The organism is Paenibacillus diazotrophicus (assembly GCF_042610465.1).
In genome coordinates, this window is record NZ_JBGJZN010000010.1 from 35,601 (window position 1) to 53,699 (window position 18,099).

Consider the following 18,099-nt stretch of genomic DNA (forward strand, 5'->3'; position numbering starts at 1 on the left):
CCTTAATCCCTCCTATTTAAGCATATCGGACAGAAAAGCGAGCGCCAGACCTTGTCCCCAGCCCTGGATCCAATCCTTAGGGATATTACGGTATCCTTCCCGATCCTTCATAACCGCTGTACCGCCCGACACCTCCAGCACGCGTCCATCTTCGCTGATATTGCTCAAGATACCTTTCAGCGCCTTCTGCACATACTTGGTATGCAGCGGATTGCCGTTACCCACCATAGCCGCCGCAATCCCGCAGGATGCAGATACTTCTTCATAGGATTCCTCGTCATCCAGTACCGTCCGCCACAAGCCGTTCTCCGTCTGTACCAGCTTCAGCGCAGCCAGTTGATCCCGTAGCGAGCACTCTACGTCCATACACTGCGGATACAAATACCAGTCATTGAGCAAAGGTTTGACCTGAGACATGGTATAGGCACCCCAAGCATTCGCTCTGCCCCAGTATAATCCGGACATGTGATCCTGCTTCACATTATTGTAGCCATGGTACCAGAACCCGGTGCTGGGGTTTTGCAGGTATTTGATGTGCCAGTAATATTGATTCAAGGCATCCTGGATCATGGCCTGGTCCTTCAGTCTGCTTCCCACCCGCAGCAGGAAAAATGCCGCCATAAACAGCGTATCCGCCCAAGCCTGCTCCGGAAAGTCATTCGATATGGATACCGTATGCTGCAGCACGTTTTCTCCGAACCTCAGCGCATGATTCTGGAGATAATCCACCTTACTCATCACAATATCCCAATATTTCTGGTTGCCCGTCTCTTCATACAAGGTAATCAGCATATGGCCCATGGCACAAGTGTTCACCGTCCAGTCCGGCAGGCCCAGCTCCATATATTCATCCGCCCAATGGATCAGCATGTTCAGATACTCCTTATTCCCTGTGGTCTGATAGGCTCTGGACACCCCATAATAAGCCACCCCGCAAGGCCAGTCCCACGTTAAATCCATGGCCAATGTCTTTCGGGTTACTTTGTCGATGACGCTTAAGATCTCTTCCCTGTCATACGCTACTTGAAGCATTCAATTACCCCTCTCTTGTCGCACACGCCGCTAAGGCGCTTAATATCCGTCCATGTTATGCAAGCGCTTTACAGACTCTATTGTAAGCAGTAAAATGATCTGTATCTAAGCATATTCATAACAAAACTGCGCAGTTTCGACCATTTATTGTGGAGTGTTTTATAGAGCGAACTTAAGGTTTTCGAGTACAGGTCAGTCGCCACTACAGAGAATATTTGGACCTCCGGCCGCTGTTGTCTGCAGATTTCTTGATTGTATACCGTTTATAACGGGTGAAATCTGCAGACAAAGACGGTCGCTACCGCTCCTCCAGTTCCAAACTTCTCCTCCGCCACTCCTTTTCCTTATCTCAAGCTTTTAAGTTCAATCTATATAGTAGAAGTTTACCTACCGAAGGAGCACCCGAATATGCCCAGAAAAAAGAAACCCGTCATCGAGTACCGCCACTACAGCCTGCCGATCCAGTTTCCTGTCCTGCTGTTAAGCGGAGACCGCTGGAGGATTTCCGATATCAAATCTGAGCACCTGCATTTTCATAACCATCTGGAGATTGGCATTTGCTATTCCGATGGCGGCATCATGGAGATCCAAGGAGAAGCAGTCCCTTTTAAAGCCGGTGATGTAACCTTCCTCCCAAGGTATCTCCCCCATACAACATACAGCTCGCCGGGTACAGCCAGTCTGTGGTCCTATCTCTTTTTCTCACCAGAGGACCTGTTCCAGCATTCATTTACAAGCACTTACAGCAATTTCGAGCCGAATCTATGGGCAGTTAAGGGAATGAATTGTATCCTGAATAAGGAGCACTATCCCAAGGTGTATACCCTCGCCACATCGGTAGTAGAGGAATTGAAGCAACAGCATCCCTACTATAAGGAAAGTGCCTACGGTTTGTTGCTATCGCTATATATAGAACTGCTTCGAATTCATTCCACGAATGACACTCTTGCCGAACAAGACACCGTGCATAACCTGAAGGGCGATTTTGTCATTTCTCCCGCGCTGGAGTATATCACTACCAACTACATGACCCCTGTTACCATCGACTTCCTGGCGGATCTGTGCCACTTAAGCACCACGCATTTCCGCAGAAAGTTCCATGAGATCATGGGCACGGCACCGCTTGATTTCCTTACCAGCACCCGCATCGAGGAGGCCTGCAAGCAGCTCAAAAGCTCAGAGAATTCCATCCTCTCGATCTCCGAACAAGTCGGCTTCCACTCCATCTCCAGCTTCAACCGCTGCTTCTCCAGACTGATGGGCACGTCGCCCAAAGAATGGCGTAAAGGCGCACAATCCGAGGCACAGTCGGCGAAAGCGTCCATTCTTGAGTTTACAGGGTGGGTCTGACGTGCTTGTAGAGCCTTACACCGAGAATGACAAACCAGGCTGAGAAGAACAACTGTGTAACCAATATCATAGCAGTTCCAATCAACCAGGGAAAAGCGCCGATCAAGTCTAGTATGCCTACTACTAATCCGATATACGCTGCCGGTTTACCCATCACACTTTTTCTTATTGCGAGACACAGGATTATGGTGGCTATGCTGAATAGGAGCGCTACTAAGTGTACCCCTCCATAATATTCACTGATTACCAGCTTGTAGATATCAGGTGAAAGTTCAATATTATACACTGGATAGACCAACCGTCCCAGAACAATGACCAACACCAGATTAATGGGGATAACGACAGAGAGCAGACCACATCCCAACATCGTTTGGATCGTATCCACCTTCACTAATACCTGGTACAATCCCACAATAGAAGGTATCAAACATATTGTCGCAAAAAACATCAATTCGTCTGCCATGGATAGATTGAACCGCCATTCCTGCAGCCAGGTCATCAGCTCTGTATCCGGGAGCGGCGGACCCGGCATGGGGAGAACAAATAGATACTGGGCAAAAAAGAGAACACCCGCAAGGATCAATGAAATGCCGCCAAATTTAATCACACTCATTTTTGATTTCATAAGGTCTTATCACACTCCTTATCTTCTAATCCAATGAACCATATCTATGAATCCAAAAGCAGCTTTGCTAACGTAATCCACAAGATCATCCTACCATTTACTCTGCTATTTACACCTGTAATAAAATGGTATATATTGTAGATGACATACATGTAAACGCTATCATAAATTACATTTTGAGAGGATGAGCAATCTATGAAAAAACGTAGCAGTATAGTATTCATCATGATGATGGGCCTATCTCTATTGTTTGGCCTGAGTGCATCAGCGAATCCTAGCATTGTAAGCTATGGGGGTACCTATTCCAACACACTCACCGAAGGTCAGGGCTACGCCTACATTCTTCCCAACGCCAAAACATCCGGCACAAGCATAAAAATCACGACGTCCGTTGCAAATACACTTCGCCTACACTACTACTGGAGCTATAACAACACATCGATCGACCTGGGAACAGCCATCGTCAACAGCACCAGTTACAACGGCGGATCTGGCTACTACGAATCTGGAACACTGGTCACTGTAGTAGAACGAGTTCCTGGCTCCACTACGCCATATCCTTCTGTATCTTACACCATCACTTTCAATTAATCCCATAATGCAAACAGCCGTCCCTTAAGGGACGGCTACACAAGATTAATCCTGAACTATAACGTCTCCGTACTCAGTGTAAAGCCTTCGATCACAACATCCTCGTCAACCTCGATCATGATACAACGTTTCCCTTGATGATTCACCTGCTTCACATACCGTAGATCCTGCGGGCTGACAGAGATGGTCGCTACCTTGGTCTCGATCTTGATCGATTTGGTAGTGAATTTTGGAATAACACTACTCGCCTTCATTTCATAATACTTATCGTCGATGACCGTCTCGAACGCCCGCTCCACCTTTTCAGCCGTCACATCTTCTACACCACTTGCTGCCAGGACCCGCTCCACATCCTTGTAATCCAGCTTAGGAGGTTCTTCCTCCCCTTCATCGGATTCAATGACCTGCTGGATATGCTCATACACCTGGGCGAGGGTAGTCGTATCAAGCTGTTCGCCCGCCACTTCCTTCACGATGTCCTCAAAGTAAGATCTCTCTTCCAAAGCCGTTATGGACCTCTCAGCAGTCAAGACTTGCTCGATGAACTGCGGATCCGGATAATTCGATTTTCCCGTACAATACAGAATTCGGTTCACATCGGAATAATTGTCCGTCACACTAGGATAAAAGAACCCTTGCTCCGGCGTACTAAGCTTCACAATGGGATCTACGATGATATTGTATTTAAACTCCCGCTCCACATAATCGAACATGAGGTTTTTGCGTTGCTGTTCCGTAGAGTTCACGCTGCACAGAATGAACGGATGCGCGAACATCTCATTCTTCTCACTCTCTTCGGTTTCTTCATTTCTGGCCTTAGTCGGGCGGTAATACTGACCACGTACGAAAGTGATCACCATATCCTTTTCATACTTGGCATCCGCCAGCATTTTATCCACCAGTAGCATCATCAGGTCCTGCCATTCTTCAGGGTCACCGGTCACCAAGCCTTGGTGAAGCATTACCCGCGCCGGATCTTCCGCATCCTCCTGAAACTTCAATTCAAACAGCTTATGATCTAGCTCGCCGGTCAGCAGTTTTTTGAAATTGCCCATATAGAGCTCCTGCTTCTCTCTGTCCACGAGGCCAAACGGCAGCCGCTCCCAATGATAAATCTCGTTAGTCTCCTTCATAATATACACGTTAAGAATATCGTAGAGATTCAGCAAATCATGATCCAGCTTAAATTGCTTGCGTATGTGTGCTACTTCTTTTTTATTCATAATTGATTTGGCAACTCCTTAGATGTGTTCTGACTTTATCCAGTATAAAGGATCGGGGCGGAATTTGTTACATTTTACAGCTGACAAAATACCCGTAACGGATTGTCACAGGTATTTACCGGAGATTGCATTCCGACTGTGCTATTTGTCAGCCCTGTAGCTTCTCGACATATTCCTTCGCTTCGCCCAGCGGCAGATCGGTATGCATACGAACCAATTGAATCGCCCGAATGAGCTTTCCTTCTTTCTTCAATTGCCACACGGAGGCCTGAATGTCTTCGGGGAGAATACGCCGTGCGTTGCCTTCTTCTTCTCTGCGTTTCATCTCAGCGGCTACTTTCTGTTCCAGCTCTGGCGGCAGAGTCTCGTCTACCGTCTGAATGAGCGTATGCCCTCGTTCCGGCATTTTTCTAGCCACCGCCCCAAGCAGGGTCCCGAGTATAGAATAGACAACCAGATACTGTACACAGCGATACAGATACAACCATGCCGTGTTAAGCGTGATCGTCTCCCCGTCCTGCTTGAGAACCGTTAGGTTATCGGAAATAGCATATTCGCCGGGCGCATAATTATTGACATCCTGCATGACCTGCAATTCCCCGACAGGAGACACGATCCATTCAAGCGGCTTATTGTAAATGGCGTTGCCTGCAGTATCCATCATCATGCCCAGTAGTGCAAAAACGGCGATAACATAGACGATATAATGACTCCACGAGAATCGTCTCCAAAGCACGACCCCGCTAAAAATCACCAGCAGGGTAATTCCCCTTATGTAATAGTTATACAGATAAAATTGTAAAACTGCAGGCAACACCCATCCGAACAACAGCACCATAGCGGCTGCAAATAGAAAAACAACGATTAGAATCGTGGCGTTCTTCTTCATCCAACGTTCGCTTCCTTTCTCTGGTTGGTTATTTTCTTCCTCATAAAGTGCATACCCGTTCTCCTATTCTTTACTTTACTTATTGATCTCTACGCCCCATCCATTATATCCCATACGTTACGTATGGTAAAAGTAACGCAATGGATGGGGCAAACAGAGGAACAATGGCAAAGCAGCTTGCAATTTGCACTCAACCAGTAAATCCCCCCCGAAACCGGGCATGCTTCAACTTGTAATCGGGTTCTGGGAATGAGCGCGAAAAGCCGATTGAATATCAGGAAGATTCCTGATATTCAATCGGCTCGGCGGCACACTTCTTGGACTCAGTGGTGGAATTTGTGGGTCAAATCAGACTCTGAGCGAGCCACGAAACCCTCTAGCGCCATAGTAAGATTCCGCACCGTTGTGATACACGAAGACATTGCCGTAACGGAAATCAGCAAAGATAGCCCCGCCAAGTTGTCTAATCTCAGAAGGTGTTTTCACCCAACTCGATGTCTTCGAATCGAAATTCCCCAGCTTCTGCAGCTCCCGGTATTGTTCCTCTGTTAAAATCTCAATGCCCATGGCAGCCGCCATATTAAGTGCACTATCTTTCGGTTTATGTTCTTTCCTAGATTCCAGCGCTTCGTTGTCATAACAAACACTTCTGCGCCCTTTAGGGCTTTCTGCTGAGCAGTCATAAAATATATACTCACCCGTCGCTTCATCATAACCGACAACATCCGGTTCACCACCGGTTCTTTCCATTTCATGAAGTGACCACAGCTTGTCTGTATTCGCTTCCAGCTTTAGTTGTACTTTATCCCAATCCATACTTGGATGGCGGTTCATATGTTTCTCGAATCGGGCTTTCAATGCACTGAGCAGTTCTTCACGTTGTTCTGATGACAACTTTCCTGTTTCATTTGACATAATGAACCCCCTCGAAGTTTTCGATAACTCCATTCACCAGCTTACCAGCTAGTTATTTACAATTTTAATTATAAAAGAGATTTTTCTATTTGTATAACGATTATATTGAATAGGAACCATCGAAATTATACTGCGTTCACCAATGAACCATTAGATAACGAAACTTAAAGTTCTCTTTCACAATAAAAGTCAGCCTACAAAAAATCCCCCAAACTTATCCGTTTGAAGGAAGATAGAATGTACTTCATATTTTTTCGAATAAATAATCTTCATCATTTTATATAGTCTTCTCTTACAATACTGTACATTTCTATATCGATAATCCCTTTACCTGACCATAAGGTTGCTTGTCTTAGCGTTCCTTCTTTGATGAAGCCGTTCTTCAACAGGACCTTCTTGGAATTCTCATTTGGAGGCATGACTTCAGCCTGAATTCTGTTGACGTTGACCTCCCTGAACAAAAAATCGAGCAACCGATTTACCGCTCCAGTAGCAATTCCTCTTCCCCAATGCGATTCCGCCAAAAAGTATCCAATCGTCACCACGTTTACCTTTTGATTAAAATCTTGAGCTTCAATAATCCCCAACAACCGGCCGGGCTCGGAATTGTAGAAGATTCCCCACTTGACCCTTGATTTCTTATGATAGTCTCTCTCAAAATGCCCTATCATGTTCTTCACAGTATCTTTATTGTGCTTCGGGATGATGCCGCAGTATTCAAACACATGGTCATTGTTATAGATTTCAAACACTTCGTCCAGATGATCATCTTCAATCTTTTTCAATACGATATCATCGGACTGCAGGATCGGAAACTGCGCAAACACTGCTTCTAGGTTCATTCCGGTACCACTCCCTGTTTTCTTGTATATAAAATAATACAATAATCCTTTAGATTTTCTTGATCATCTATGCGCTTATTTGTCCTAATCTGTGCTAAATCCAGCCTAAACTTAAATATTCCGAACCTCCACAACCTTTCCCAAATCCACATACTGCTCATGATCCAGCTTCACCTGCACTCTGCCCTTGCGGCGCTTCTCCCGCCATTCGTGCAGTGCTTCCTCCGTTTCCAGACGGAGCTCGGCAATCTCCAAGGCCCGGTCCAGGATGTACTTGCTCGTATAGAGCACTGTGTAGATCCCTTGACCTCCTAATGTAATAGGAGGTATCTTCCCTTAACCGGGATTCCCCCAGACCCGCACGCCGTCTATATTTTGATAAGCCATACAAGCATTCAACTCCTACATAATGGATGTACTTTCCATACTTACAAACCCTTGGCCTCACGGAGCTTATGCAGCCGTTCCTTTACCGGGTCTTCAGGCTCGATTACTAATAAATGAGCGACAGCGTGAACCAGCTGCTCGCCCCAGGATGAAACGTCCCAGCCCTCCAGTGCCTCGATCGCCATGTTCCGGTTGGAGGTCACTGGACTGTTCAGGCCAGTGAGGATCAGCTCTGCCCCTATCCCTTGGAACCGATCCAAGCTCTGCAAGATAGCACCCAGCTTCCTATGTGCTGCATATTCTTCGCCGAACCCCATCTCACTCCCGGGGCCAGTGGCGATCTGCTGCAAGGGAAGGTGGTGGGTGGCGAATTGAACGAACCTATGAATTCGGTCCCGATCATCCGATTTCATGAGCTGATAGTAATAGAAATCCTGTAGCGGGTTAGCTACAAGCTGATTGTAGAGAGTGTCCCAAATATCTATGCCAAGCTTCTCGGCACAGGCTACGCCGTAGTAACGGTCCGGTGAATCGCCGCTGCTCACAACATCCATAACTATGCTGATCCATTTGGTGTCGGCCATAATCGACCCGCAAGCCTCACGAATAACGCTTCTTAACTGCTCACTCCAGCCTGCTGACATCCGGGTAGTCCACTGCTCCTCATCCTCAGCCAGGAAGTCGTAAATGCTGAATATAGCTGACAGATGCTGTGCAGTTATCCCATTCTCCCGGATGAGCCTCACATAATCCAATAACACCTGTGGAGCATGCTCATAATCATCCATGTCCTCAGCCGGCCCGCCATTCAATAACGCTTCAATGATATCGGTTGCCCCATTAAGTAATGCGTTATCTACCTGGTCAACCGACATTGCCTCCCGCAAATCACCATTTCTTGCACAAGTACAGGCTAAATATTCGTTCATGACGTTGTTGCGGCATCCATGCCGCAGTAGCCAATCTTTGATCTCCTGACTAGACGGTTCAAGTCTCTCGACGATATGTATTTTGCCCCAGCCATGAACCTGCCCAGCGAGTTTAAATAGAACCTGGTTGCTGTCTTCCATTCCATTATGTATCGCAACCACGGCATATAGCGTGAATTCCTCGTGGCTTCCCAGCGTTAGAAGCAGCTCCTTTACTTGCCCGTTCTGAAAAAGGCCCAGCATTGCAATTCCGAATTTGACGGCATTCCGGTGCGCCGCATGTTCCGCCAGCCATTTTGCCTCAAGGAATAATGAATCCGGCTGTATTCCAGGATGCTTGCGTACTTCATCAATAACTTCATCCATCATGCCGCCTACATCTGTCTTCACAAGCTTGGCGTATAAGGCCTTTCTTGTTGAATTCTTAGGCTTTCTGGTTTGCTTCGCCAGCAGGTGGACCAGCTCTCTTGTCTCATCCGTCATCTTAGCAGGTCCGCCATGATGTCCAAATGCTCCATCCAGACCGCCCGCTACCCATCTGATTTTACTACCAGACCAGAATTCTTCGTCATCCGGCAGCGATCCGTCCACGGATTCTCCCTGTCCCTGAATATGGGAGTAAATGGAGGTCCTGCCCTCCCAAAGCGGCCGTTTAGCTCTATCGAAGAAAATAACCATTGTTCACACCTCTTCCTATACTTCCTTAAGCTTATGTATTTATATTGGCTTATTTTGGGATAAACGTACATGGCGAATGTATTACAACTGGGCATTTAATTTTTACATTTTACCTAATTCACTCTACGCAAGACTAAAAAAGCCCTCCAGTTGTTGCATTAATTTGCTCCATGACGTGTAATTCCCCTCCATAACAAAACAGAGGGCAGGTCTGTTGGCTCCGAGTTTCCCCCTTCCCCATCTAATCCTTCTCTCTTGATATTTTTCTTTATTCATATAAACCCATCCTCAGGTTCACCAACATTAAACCCTAATGCTTTTGTTGCTTCTGATTTAAACCGTTCTATCCAAGAATCCCAATCACTCTGATCCATCTGCGCATAAAATGATAATCCACTCGGCTCAACGGATGCCTCAATAAACACAGCATCATCCTCTTGCCCAAACCAATATGGAATTCCATTTCGATACCCTATCCAACCAGGCATAGACTTATAGATATCAGCAACCTTATCCCATACCTCATCAGGCAGATGGCCCCATATATTCAGATTGCAGTTATGAGAGTGTACTTCCTCCATCTCCCTTCCCCTTTCGTCCGCAACTTCCAACTAAACTCCTTCCCATCGTACCATATCCTGGAATCCTCTTCACTGAAGAGAGGGCGATCCCTGTTAACTTCTCTGTCGTTTACTCCGTTCGAAACCTCTCATTCGCTTCCCCGGTTCAAATTCCCACCATACCCCTTCCCCACTCGGGAGCAGCATCCTTGAGGTCATCAACGGCGCAAATCATCAGGTAGCTAAATTGCCTGGCGCTCGCCAGGTGGAGATTCCCTCAATTGGAACAGCCTTCCCTCCGGGGCATAGTCTCTTTGTTCTAAATCAGCCTATCTTTACGAAAACCAGCTGTCAAAAAACGCCATGCAGCCTTTCTGTTTGTCAGCCAGGCGATTTGGGCACCATTCTTGGTGTTGCTGAGTATTCTTGGTATGAAAAATTTGGCGACCGTCTCAGGCTTGTCTGCTAAGATATTAAATACCTTTTTGAACTTTTCATCTGCGATGACCTCAGACTGCCCACCGTCGGGCGTTTTGGTGATAAAATCAGTCAGCATCATGCCGGGAGATAACCGCCCCGCTATGATTCCTGTACCCTCCAGCTCCTTAGAAAGCCCTTTCATAAAATACGTTAATGCGTGCTTAGTAGTACCGTACAATATGGTCTTCAGCTGGATCATGTTGTTGGAGCCCAGACCCTCCATGCTGTATACCGCGCCATGCCCCTGTTTGATCATCCCCGCTGCCGCAACTTGTGAGCCGTATATCATGCCTGTAATATTTGTGTTTATAACATTTTCCGTGTAAGCTTCGCCCGTTTCCCAGGCAAACAAGTGCGGTGTGTTCTGCCCCGCGTTATTGATCCAGATATCTATCTGGCCCCATTTATCCAAAGAGGCGTCCCAGAGGTTTTGCAGGCTTGCCTTTTTCTGAACGTTGCATGGGACATAGATGTATTTCCCCTTAAAGGGCGAAAGTGTTGCCTCAGCCGCTTCCGTTAACAGGTCTCCTCTGCCGGACAGTATAACATTACAGCCTGCTTGCAGAAATTCCGTTGCCATAGATAACCCAATCCCTCGGGTGCTTCCTGTTATCACTACATTTGTCAAAATAAGTCCTCCTTCACCTTAAGTGGAGCTATTCCTGAACGGGCTAGGTGTATCAGTTTCTAAAAGTATTTCTATACCTTTATGCTTTCTCCTTTATCGATCCTTATCTTTCACGAAAACAACTATTCCGGGATAAAAATAAAGACGCTTCGAGGGGGAATCCCGAGCGTCTTTCTGCCTTCTTTTAGTTGCTGCGAATAAAATAGAATACAATAAGATGTGGCTGGAATGTAATCTCTTAATTTTTACCGCCATACCCCTTATAAGTAGCATAAACGGCATCTGCATATTGATCTGCCAGAATCGGACGGCCGTATGAATCTGTAGCGCCTGGATACCAGTTGTCCCCACCGTTATAGTGTAGCAATCCGTTATATATATTTCCGAACCTGACAATCTTCCCATCCAAAATCAGTGCACCCATGCAAACCTGATCCTGTTCACTGCTGTGATTATAGGCGCGGCCAAATTTGGCGCTGAATTGAGATAGATAGGCATTGCGTGTGTTGGGTTCTACCTGCATCAATCCGTCACCGGCTGATGGACTGCCTGGCAGACCTGCTCCAAAGCTGCTTTCCTTTTTGATCACGGCACTCAGCAATAAAGCAAAATCTCCGCCTTTACCGAATTGATTGTCTACATTCATTACATAGGTCCATATTTGGCTGGGAACCTCGGAAGGTTTGGTTACAGAAGTAGGGGGTGAACCCGTATAAATCTTAACCGAAGACATCTTGTCATTGACCGTGTCGCCAACCCAGGATGAATCTGCAGTATAGGTCCATTTGGTCCCTCCAAAGTTATCATTCTCATATACTTCAACCGTCCAGCCGCCAGGGACCTTGAGCGAAGACATCCAGTCATTCGGAATTCCTGAAGCATTCAGCTGAGACAGTACATAATTGCCTACTCCAAGGGTTACTGCCTTTCCACCATAGTTGATATCTGCATAGAATGTGACTCCGTTTGTTGTTGGGGGTGTTGTTGGTGTTGGTGTCGGTGTGGGTGTTCCTCCGCTCTTCCACAGAGCAGGCACATTAGGCGGCTCCCAGCCTACGAGGGAAGTATGTGCCTGAAGACAGGTATAAGTACTTCCACTATAGGTTACTGTATCATTTACTGCATATGCTGTATTTGGAGCCCATGCTCCTCTGGTGGCAGCGTGTGCCGGCGTTAAGGCTGTGAAGAATAGGGATAGAAATACTGCAATTACTACCAAAAGTGATACGGCTCTAGCTGAAACATTTTTATTCAATCTCTTAACCTCCTTAAATATTATTTATCCGGGTCTCGCCCATGAGACGATCCACAAAGCATTATATTTTATTATCATTTTTGAAATTAATTCCATAATGGATAAACTTCAACGAATCGCCGCCATAACAAATAGCCCCACTGACATCCGCCGCCAGTAGAGCTATCTAAGCTGATCATATTCCATGGAATACCGTTCCTAAGCCAAACCATTCTCTTACTGATGCTGCAACGCATTTCACTTTACAACGTCCCCCGCCGCAGCTCATAAAACCACCGCACAACCGGATGCTTCAACTCCATCTTCTCCGCCATACCTACAATCCGCTTTTTCCCAACCCGTCGATCCATCAATGCCAGAATATTGAGTACCATATCACTGCTCTCCAAGCTCTCCTCTATCGGAGTAGTCAGGAACTTATTAGCCACCACGATAAAATTCGATTTAACGAGTGCAGCCTGGGCTGCCATTAGCTCTTTGGCGTGTTCCGTACTTTTTCTGCTTCGGGCCATTACGATTAGGCGATCCTCCGGCACTGGCCCCTTAGTGGCTTGTCTGACCGCTTCAATGTCGCTACTTGCGATAGGAATTTGGATATCCGGATCATTCTTAATGTCCAGCTCCGATTGATACCATCTGATAGGGTTCGTCTTATCACTCATGTTGAGTACGTTCTTTTTATCTACCGAGATATAACAAATCCCTGATTTATCAGGCAGATAACGGTAACCCGGTGCACGGTATTCTACTCTTCCCTCTAACGCAGGACTAAGAAAGCCCTCTAATTGTTGCTTCAATTTGCTCCAGGACATGTGATCCCCCTCCATATACAAACAGATGAACGGTTTGTTGGCCCCGGTTTCTCCCTCTCTCCATTCAGCTCGATCCTCTTATATTCTTCGTTAATTTCCCCACAAAAAGAAAAGGGTAATCCTTTCATGTCTCTTAGGACATCAATAGGATTACCCCCGCTTTTGAAAGGATACTAAATTAATTCCGACTTTTGAAGAAGCCGCTTCACGATCGTTGCGACCTCAGCTCTAGTCATGTAGTCTTTTGGTGCAACCTCTGTGCTGCTTCTTCCCGATACAATGCCAGCCTGTATGGTGTCAGCAATACTGCTCCGTGCCCAATTGGAAACCTCGGCCATATCAGCATAAGGACGAAGTGCTGCTTCTACCGATGGAGTGGATAGCTTCGCTTTTAAATTCGTGATCGTCATCGCTTTGGAAATAATCACCATCGCCTGTTCGCGGGTAATTTTGTCGTTCGGACGGAAGGTTCCATCTTCAAACCCGTCGATCAAGTGATATGCCTTAGCTGTATTTATGGCATTGTTGAACCAGTCTGCAGCCTTCACGTCCGAGAAGCCACTCACACCATTCTCCATCTTGATCCCCAGTCCGCGAACGATGATCGCTGCAAATTCAGCTCGTGTAACATCTTGTTCGGGATTGAACATACTGTTTCCTGTGCCTTCAACCACCATTCTTGACCCCATGTCGTTGACATCAGCTTTTGCCCAGTGGTCCGAGACATCACTGAATTCAAGCGGATGCCAGACAATCGAATAGGTACTATTCGTCAAGCTGTTGACCTTGGCGTAATATTTACCGTCGATTGTAACTATCTTAGTGGGTACATGACGAACTGTTCCGTCCGGTTCAACTACAACGCCTGTCGTAATCTTATTAGGATCAATTCCTTCTGGAATAGCGATAGTGCGTTCTACATAAATATTAAATTTAGATACTTCAACTGTTGTACCAGAACTTGTTGCTCTCACTGTAAAATCAAGGGGTGGTGCTACCAAAGTAAATGATCCATTTGCTGCCGCATCCGCTACCTTTTTCATACTTTCTGCTGTAGGCACTGCAATTTCAATCTGAATGGTGATATCCTTCAGTGCAACTGCCTTACCAACTTGATTGGAGATCGAGTCAATATTAATTTGCTGTGCGGGCAGGACGTACGTTCCCCGATCCGTTTTCATCTCTAATACAGCCTGTTTATTCTCCATATTTTTAACCATTTGACCATTCAGTTCGCCTACAATTATGTCGGACTTCACATTAACCGGAATGGTTACAATCGCATTTAGGCCTTCAGAGACAAGCTTGTCGTCCAGCTTTTTCTGGTCAATGGCAACTGTCGTCACCGTTTGATCATTTCGGTTACTTGTTGTTGCCGTTCCCGCATTCTCCACCTTACCGTTAACGAGCACATCAACGCTTGTTCCGGTCTGTGGTGTTGGTGATGATGTTGATGCCGGTGTTGCTGCTGGTGCTGGTGTTGCTGCTGGTGTTGCTGTTACTGTTGCTGTCGCTGTTGCTGTTGGTGTTGCTGTCGCTGTTGGTGTTGGTGTTGGCGTTGGTGTTGGTGTTGGTGTTGGTGCCGTTGGGATAACAGCACTAGATGCACCAGAAGGTACACTACTGCCTACTCCATTAATCGCCTTCACCGTAAAGGTATAACTTATTCCATTGGTTAAGCCTGTTATTGTAATCGGACTTGCAGTTCCGCCCATAACTACGTTTCCCGGTGAAGCTGTCACTTCGTATCCCGTAATTGCCATTCCACCATTATCGGTTGGGGCTGTAAAGCTAATTACTGCTTGCCCATTTCCAGCAACTGCTGATACATTCGTCGGGGCCGCTGGAACCGTAGCTGTAGTTACACTTACCGTGTTCGAGTTCCCCGCATTCGCCCCGCCTGTGACTACCAATCGGAAGTCATAGTCTGTCGCTGCGGTGAGTCCCGTCACGGTCGCTGTTCCCGCATTCGCTACAATGGCACCCGTCGTCGCTGTGGTCCAGGTATTCGCTCCGGCTGGCGACTGCTGAATGATTACGCCTGTCGCTCCACCTGCTGGCGTCCAGCTAAACGTTGCGCTCGTGCTTGTCTTCGCTGTGCTTGCAAAGTCGGTGATTGGTTCTGCGTCAGTCGTTACATTTGCCGTGTTCGAGTTCCCCGCATTCGCTCCGCCTGTGACCACGAGCCGGAAGTCGTAGCTCATTGCCGGACTTAATCCCGTCACGGTCGCTGTTCCCGCATTCGCTACAATGGACCCCGTCGTCGCTGTGGTCCAGGTATTCGCTCCGGTTGGCGACTGCTGAATGATTACACCTGTCGCTCCACTTGCTGCCGTCCAGCCAAACGTTGTGCTCGTGCTTGTCTTCGCTGTGCTTATAAAGTCGGTGATTGGTTCTGCGTCAGTCGTTACACTTACCGTGTTCGAGTTCCCCGCATTCGCTCCGCCTGTCACCACCAGCCGGAAGTCGTAGCTCATTGCCGGACTTAATCCCGTCACGGTCGCTGTTCCAGCATTCGCTGCAATGGCACCCGTCGTTGCTGTAGTCCAGGTATTCACTCCAGCTGGTGACTGCTGAATGATTACACCTGTCGCTCCACTTGCTGCCGTCCAGCCAAACGTTGCGCTTGTACTTGTCTTCGCTGTGCTTGCAAAGTCGGTGATTGGTTCTGCGTCAGTTGTTACACTTACCGTGTTCGAGTTCCCCGCATTCGCTCCGCCTGTGACCACGAGCCGGAAGTCGTAGCTCATTGCCGGACTTAATCCCGTCACGGTCGCTGTTCCCGCATTCGCTACAATGGACCCCGTCGTCGCTGTGGTCCAGGTATTTGCTCCAGCTGGCGACTGCTGAATGATTACACCTGTCGCTCCACTCGCTGCCGTCCAGCCAAACGTTGCGCTCGTGCTTGTCTTCGCTGTGCTTGCAAAGTCAGTAATTGGTGCTGCGTTAGTCGTCGCACTTGCCGTGTTCGAGTTCCCCGCGTTCGCTCCGCCTGTGACTACCAGCCGGAAGTCGTAGTTCATTGCCGGACTTAATCCCGTCACGGTCGCTGTTCCAGCATTCACTGCAATGGCACCCGTCGTCGCTGTGGTCCAGGTATTCGCTCCGGCTGGCGACTGCTGAATGATTACACCTGTCGCTCCACTTGCTGCCGTCCAGCTAAACGTTGCGCTCGTGCTTGTCTTCGCTGTGCTTGCAAAGTTGGTAATTGGCGCTGCGTCGGTCGTCGCACTTGCCGTGTTCGAGTTCCCCGCATTCGCCCCGCCTGTCACCACCAGCCGGAAGTCGTAGCTCATTGCCGGACTTAATCCCGTCACGGTCGCTGTTCCCGCATTCGCTGCGATGGCACCGGTCGTCGCTGTGGCCCAGGTATTCGCTCCGGCTGGCGACTGCTGAATGATTACACCTGTCGCTCCACTCGCTGCCGTCCAGCCAAACGTTGCGCTCGTGCTTGTCTTTGCTGTGCTTACGAAGTCAGTTATTGGTGCTGCGTTAGTCGTCGCACTTACCGTGTTCGAGTTCCCCGCATTCGCCCCGCCTGTCACTACCAGCCGGAAGTCGTAGCTCATTGCCGGACTTAATCCCGTCACGGTCGCTGTTCCAGCATTCGCAGCGATGGCACCGGTCGTCGCTGTTGTCCAGGTATTTGCTCCGGCTGGCGACTGCTGAATGATTACACCTGTCGCTCCACTCGCTGCCGTCCAGCCAAACGTTGCGCTCGTGCTTGTCTTCGCTGTGCTTGCGAAGTCAGTAATTGGTGCTGCGTTAGTCGTCGCACTTACCGTGTTCGAGTTCCCCGCATTCGCCCCGCCTGTCACCACCAGCCGGAAGTCGTAGCTCATTGCCGGACTTAATCCCGTCACGGTCGCTGTTCCCGTATTCGCTGCGATGGCACCCGTCGTCGCTGTAGTCCAGGTATTCGCTCCGGCTGGCGACTGCTGAATGATTACACTTGTCGCTCCACTCGCTGCCGTCCAGCTAAACGTTGCACTCGTGCTTGTCTTCGCTGTGCTTGCAAAGTTGGTAATTGGCGCTGCGTCAGTCGTCGCACTTGCCGTATTCGAGTTGCCTGCATTCGCCCCGCCTGTGACCACGAGCCGGAAGTCGTAGCTCATTGCCGGACTTAATCCCGTCACGGTCGCTGTTCCCGCATTCACTGCAATGGCACCCGTCGTCGCTGTGGTCCAGGTGTTCGCTCCGGCTGGCGACCGCTGAATGCTTACACCTGTCGCTCCACTTGCTGCCGTCCAGCCAAACGTTGCGCTTGTACTCGTCTTCGCTGTGCTTGCAAAGTCTGTAATTGGCACTGGAACAACTGCGTCGTCAATCACGATATTATTAATCCCGTGCCAACTTGGAGTACTTGAATACAGAAGGACTGCATCTACGTTATCAAAACTTTCATTCAGGAAGACGTTCTTGGATACATATCCATCTATCACTTCATCTGCTTGAAATGAAGCGTTCGTAACTATAATCCCGTCGCGGTATCCAACTACGGTAATTGTAATCGGAGCCACCTCACCATAATTTGAATAAAAGAAACCATTGATCTGAAACTCTGATCCATCTGCTGATTTTATCCCCATTCCTTTCCAGCCATTATTACTTAAGACAGCATCATAGCTCGAAAGTGCATTGAAAAAGTCATGCGCATACGAATCTCCATGTACTAATATCTTTGGAATTAATGTACCGTTAGTATCGCTGATATTAAAAAATTGTAAAGTACGGTTAGGAATATTATAAGAACCCCCATCGCCATCCTCAGCAATCCCGTCGTCCCATACGCCTGCGTTAGTTTCAGTCGCGTTAAAAGTCACTGTTGATGCCGCTGCAGATACAACCCCCATCATTTGGAAATTAGTGAGTCCTCCAGATAGAATGAGCATACAAAGGAGCA

Annotated in this window: 15 protein-coding genes; 2 read left to right on the forward strand and 13 right to left on the reverse strand. The window is 47.8% G+C overall.

Annotation, left to right across the window (positions count from 1 at the left end; all coding sequences use genetic code 11):
• Positions 1 to 12: 12 nt before the first annotated feature.
• Positions 13 to 1,032 carry a glycoside hydrolase family 88/105 protein gene (locus ACAN54_RS27165; protein WP_379163124.1) on the reverse strand — a complete coding sequence of 340 codons (1,020 nt, stop codon included), beginning with the start codon at positions 1,030 to 1,032 and terminating at the stop codon, positions 13 to 15.
• Positions 1,033 to 1,440: 408 nt separating this feature from the next.
• Between ACAN54_RS27165 and ACAN54_RS27170 the strand changes: the two genes are divergently transcribed.
• Positions 1,441 to 2,382 (forward strand): helix-turn-helix domain-containing protein, encoded by a 942-nt coding sequence (locus tag ACAN54_RS27170; RefSeq protein ID WP_379163127.1) that lies wholly within the window; start codon positions 1,441 to 1,443, stop codon positions 2,380 to 2,382.
• On the opposite strand, the gene ACAN54_RS27175 is transcribed toward ACAN54_RS27170, so the two are convergent.
• Positions 2,366 to 3,007, reverse strand: coding sequence for a hypothetical protein (locus ACAN54_RS27175; protein ID WP_379163130.1), 642 nt, complete (start codon positions 3,005 to 3,007; stop codon positions 2,366 to 2,368). The two genes, ACAN54_RS27170 and ACAN54_RS27175, sit on opposite strands and share 17 nt — an antisense overlap.
• A gap of 228 nt (positions 3,008 to 3,235) precedes the next feature.
• Here ACAN54_RS27175 and ACAN54_RS27180 point away from each other — a divergent pair, with 228 nt between their 5' ends.
• Positions 3,236 to 3,598, forward strand: a complete 363-nt coding sequence (locus ACAN54_RS27180) for a hypothetical protein (protein WP_379163132.1) — start codon at positions 3,236 to 3,238, stop codon at positions 3,596 to 3,598.
• A gap of 56 nt (positions 3,599 to 3,654) precedes the next feature.
• Here the strand turns inward: ACAN54_RS27180 and ACAN54_RS27185 are convergent, their stop codons facing one another.
• The 11 genes from ACAN54_RS27185 to ACAN54_RS27235 all read right to left on the reverse strand — a co-directional run bounded on the left by ACAN54_RS27185 (position 3,655) and on the right by ACAN54_RS27235 (position 18,049).
• The gene (locus ACAN54_RS27185) at positions 3,655 to 4,821 is read right to left on the reverse strand and encodes a DUF4317 domain-containing protein (protein WP_379163135.1); all 1,167 of its coding nucleotides are present in this window, start codon (positions 4,819 to 4,821) and stop codon (positions 3,655 to 3,657) included.
• Positions 4,822 to 4,969: 148 nt separating this feature from the next.
• Positions 4,970 to 5,710: a hypothetical protein gene (locus tag ACAN54_RS27190; RefSeq protein WP_379163138.1), complete on the reverse strand. Its 741-nt coding sequence runs from the start codon at positions 5,708 to 5,710 to the stop codon at positions 4,970 to 4,972.
• Positions 5,711 to 6,058: 348 nt separating this feature from the next.
• A complete protein-coding gene (locus tag ACAN54_RS27195; RefSeq protein WP_379163141.1) occupies positions 6,059 to 6,625 on the reverse strand; it encodes a DUF4256 domain-containing protein in 567 nt (188 codons plus the stop codon).
• A 272-nt stretch (positions 6,626 to 6,897) separates the two neighbouring features.
• A complete protein-coding gene (locus ACAN54_RS27200) occupies positions 6,898 to 7,467 on the reverse strand; it encodes a GNAT family N-acetyltransferase (protein ID WP_379163144.1) in 570 nt (189 codons plus the stop codon).
• Between the two features lie 111 nt (positions 7,468 to 7,578).
• Entirely contained in the window at positions 7,579 to 7,758 is a 180-nt protein-coding gene (locus ACAN54_RS27205) for a hypothetical protein (RefSeq protein WP_379163147.1), read from the reverse strand.
• Positions 7,759 to 7,895: 137 nt separating this feature from the next.
• Positions 7,896 to 9,461, reverse strand: a complete 1,566-nt coding sequence (locus tag ACAN54_RS27210) for a limonene hydroxylase (RefSeq protein WP_379163150.1) — start codon at positions 9,459 to 9,461, stop codon at positions 7,896 to 7,898.
• Between the two features lie 272 nt (positions 9,462 to 9,733).
• On the reverse strand, positions 9,734 to 10,042 hold the full coding sequence (locus tag ACAN54_RS27215) for a hypothetical protein (RefSeq protein WP_379163153.1): 309 nt from the start codon (positions 10,040 to 10,042) through the stop codon (positions 9,734 to 9,736).
• Between the two features lie 298 nt (positions 10,043 to 10,340).
• Positions 10,341 to 11,129, reverse strand: coding sequence for an SDR family oxidoreductase (locus tag ACAN54_RS27220; protein WP_379163156.1), 789 nt, complete (start codon positions 11,127 to 11,129; stop codon positions 10,341 to 10,343).
• Positions 11,130 to 11,367: 238 nt separating this feature from the next.
• Complete coding sequence (locus tag ACAN54_RS27225) at positions 11,368 to 12,384, reverse strand: carbohydrate-binding protein (RefSeq protein WP_379163159.1); 1,017 nt, start codon at positions 12,382 to 12,384, stop codon at positions 11,368 to 11,370.
• Between the two features lie 242 nt (positions 12,385 to 12,626).
• Positions 12,627 to 13,196, reverse strand: a complete 570-nt coding sequence (locus ACAN54_RS27230) for an SF0329 family protein (protein ID WP_379163162.1) — start codon at positions 13,194 to 13,196, stop codon at positions 12,627 to 12,629.
• A 173-nt stretch (positions 13,197 to 13,369) separates the two neighbouring features.
• Positions 13,370 to 18,049, reverse strand: a complete 4,680-nt coding sequence (locus tag ACAN54_RS27235; protein ID WP_379163165.1) for a fibronectin type III domain-containing protein — start codon at positions 18,047 to 18,049, stop codon at positions 13,370 to 13,372.
• Between the last annotated feature and the right edge of the window lie 50 nt (positions 18,050 to 18,099).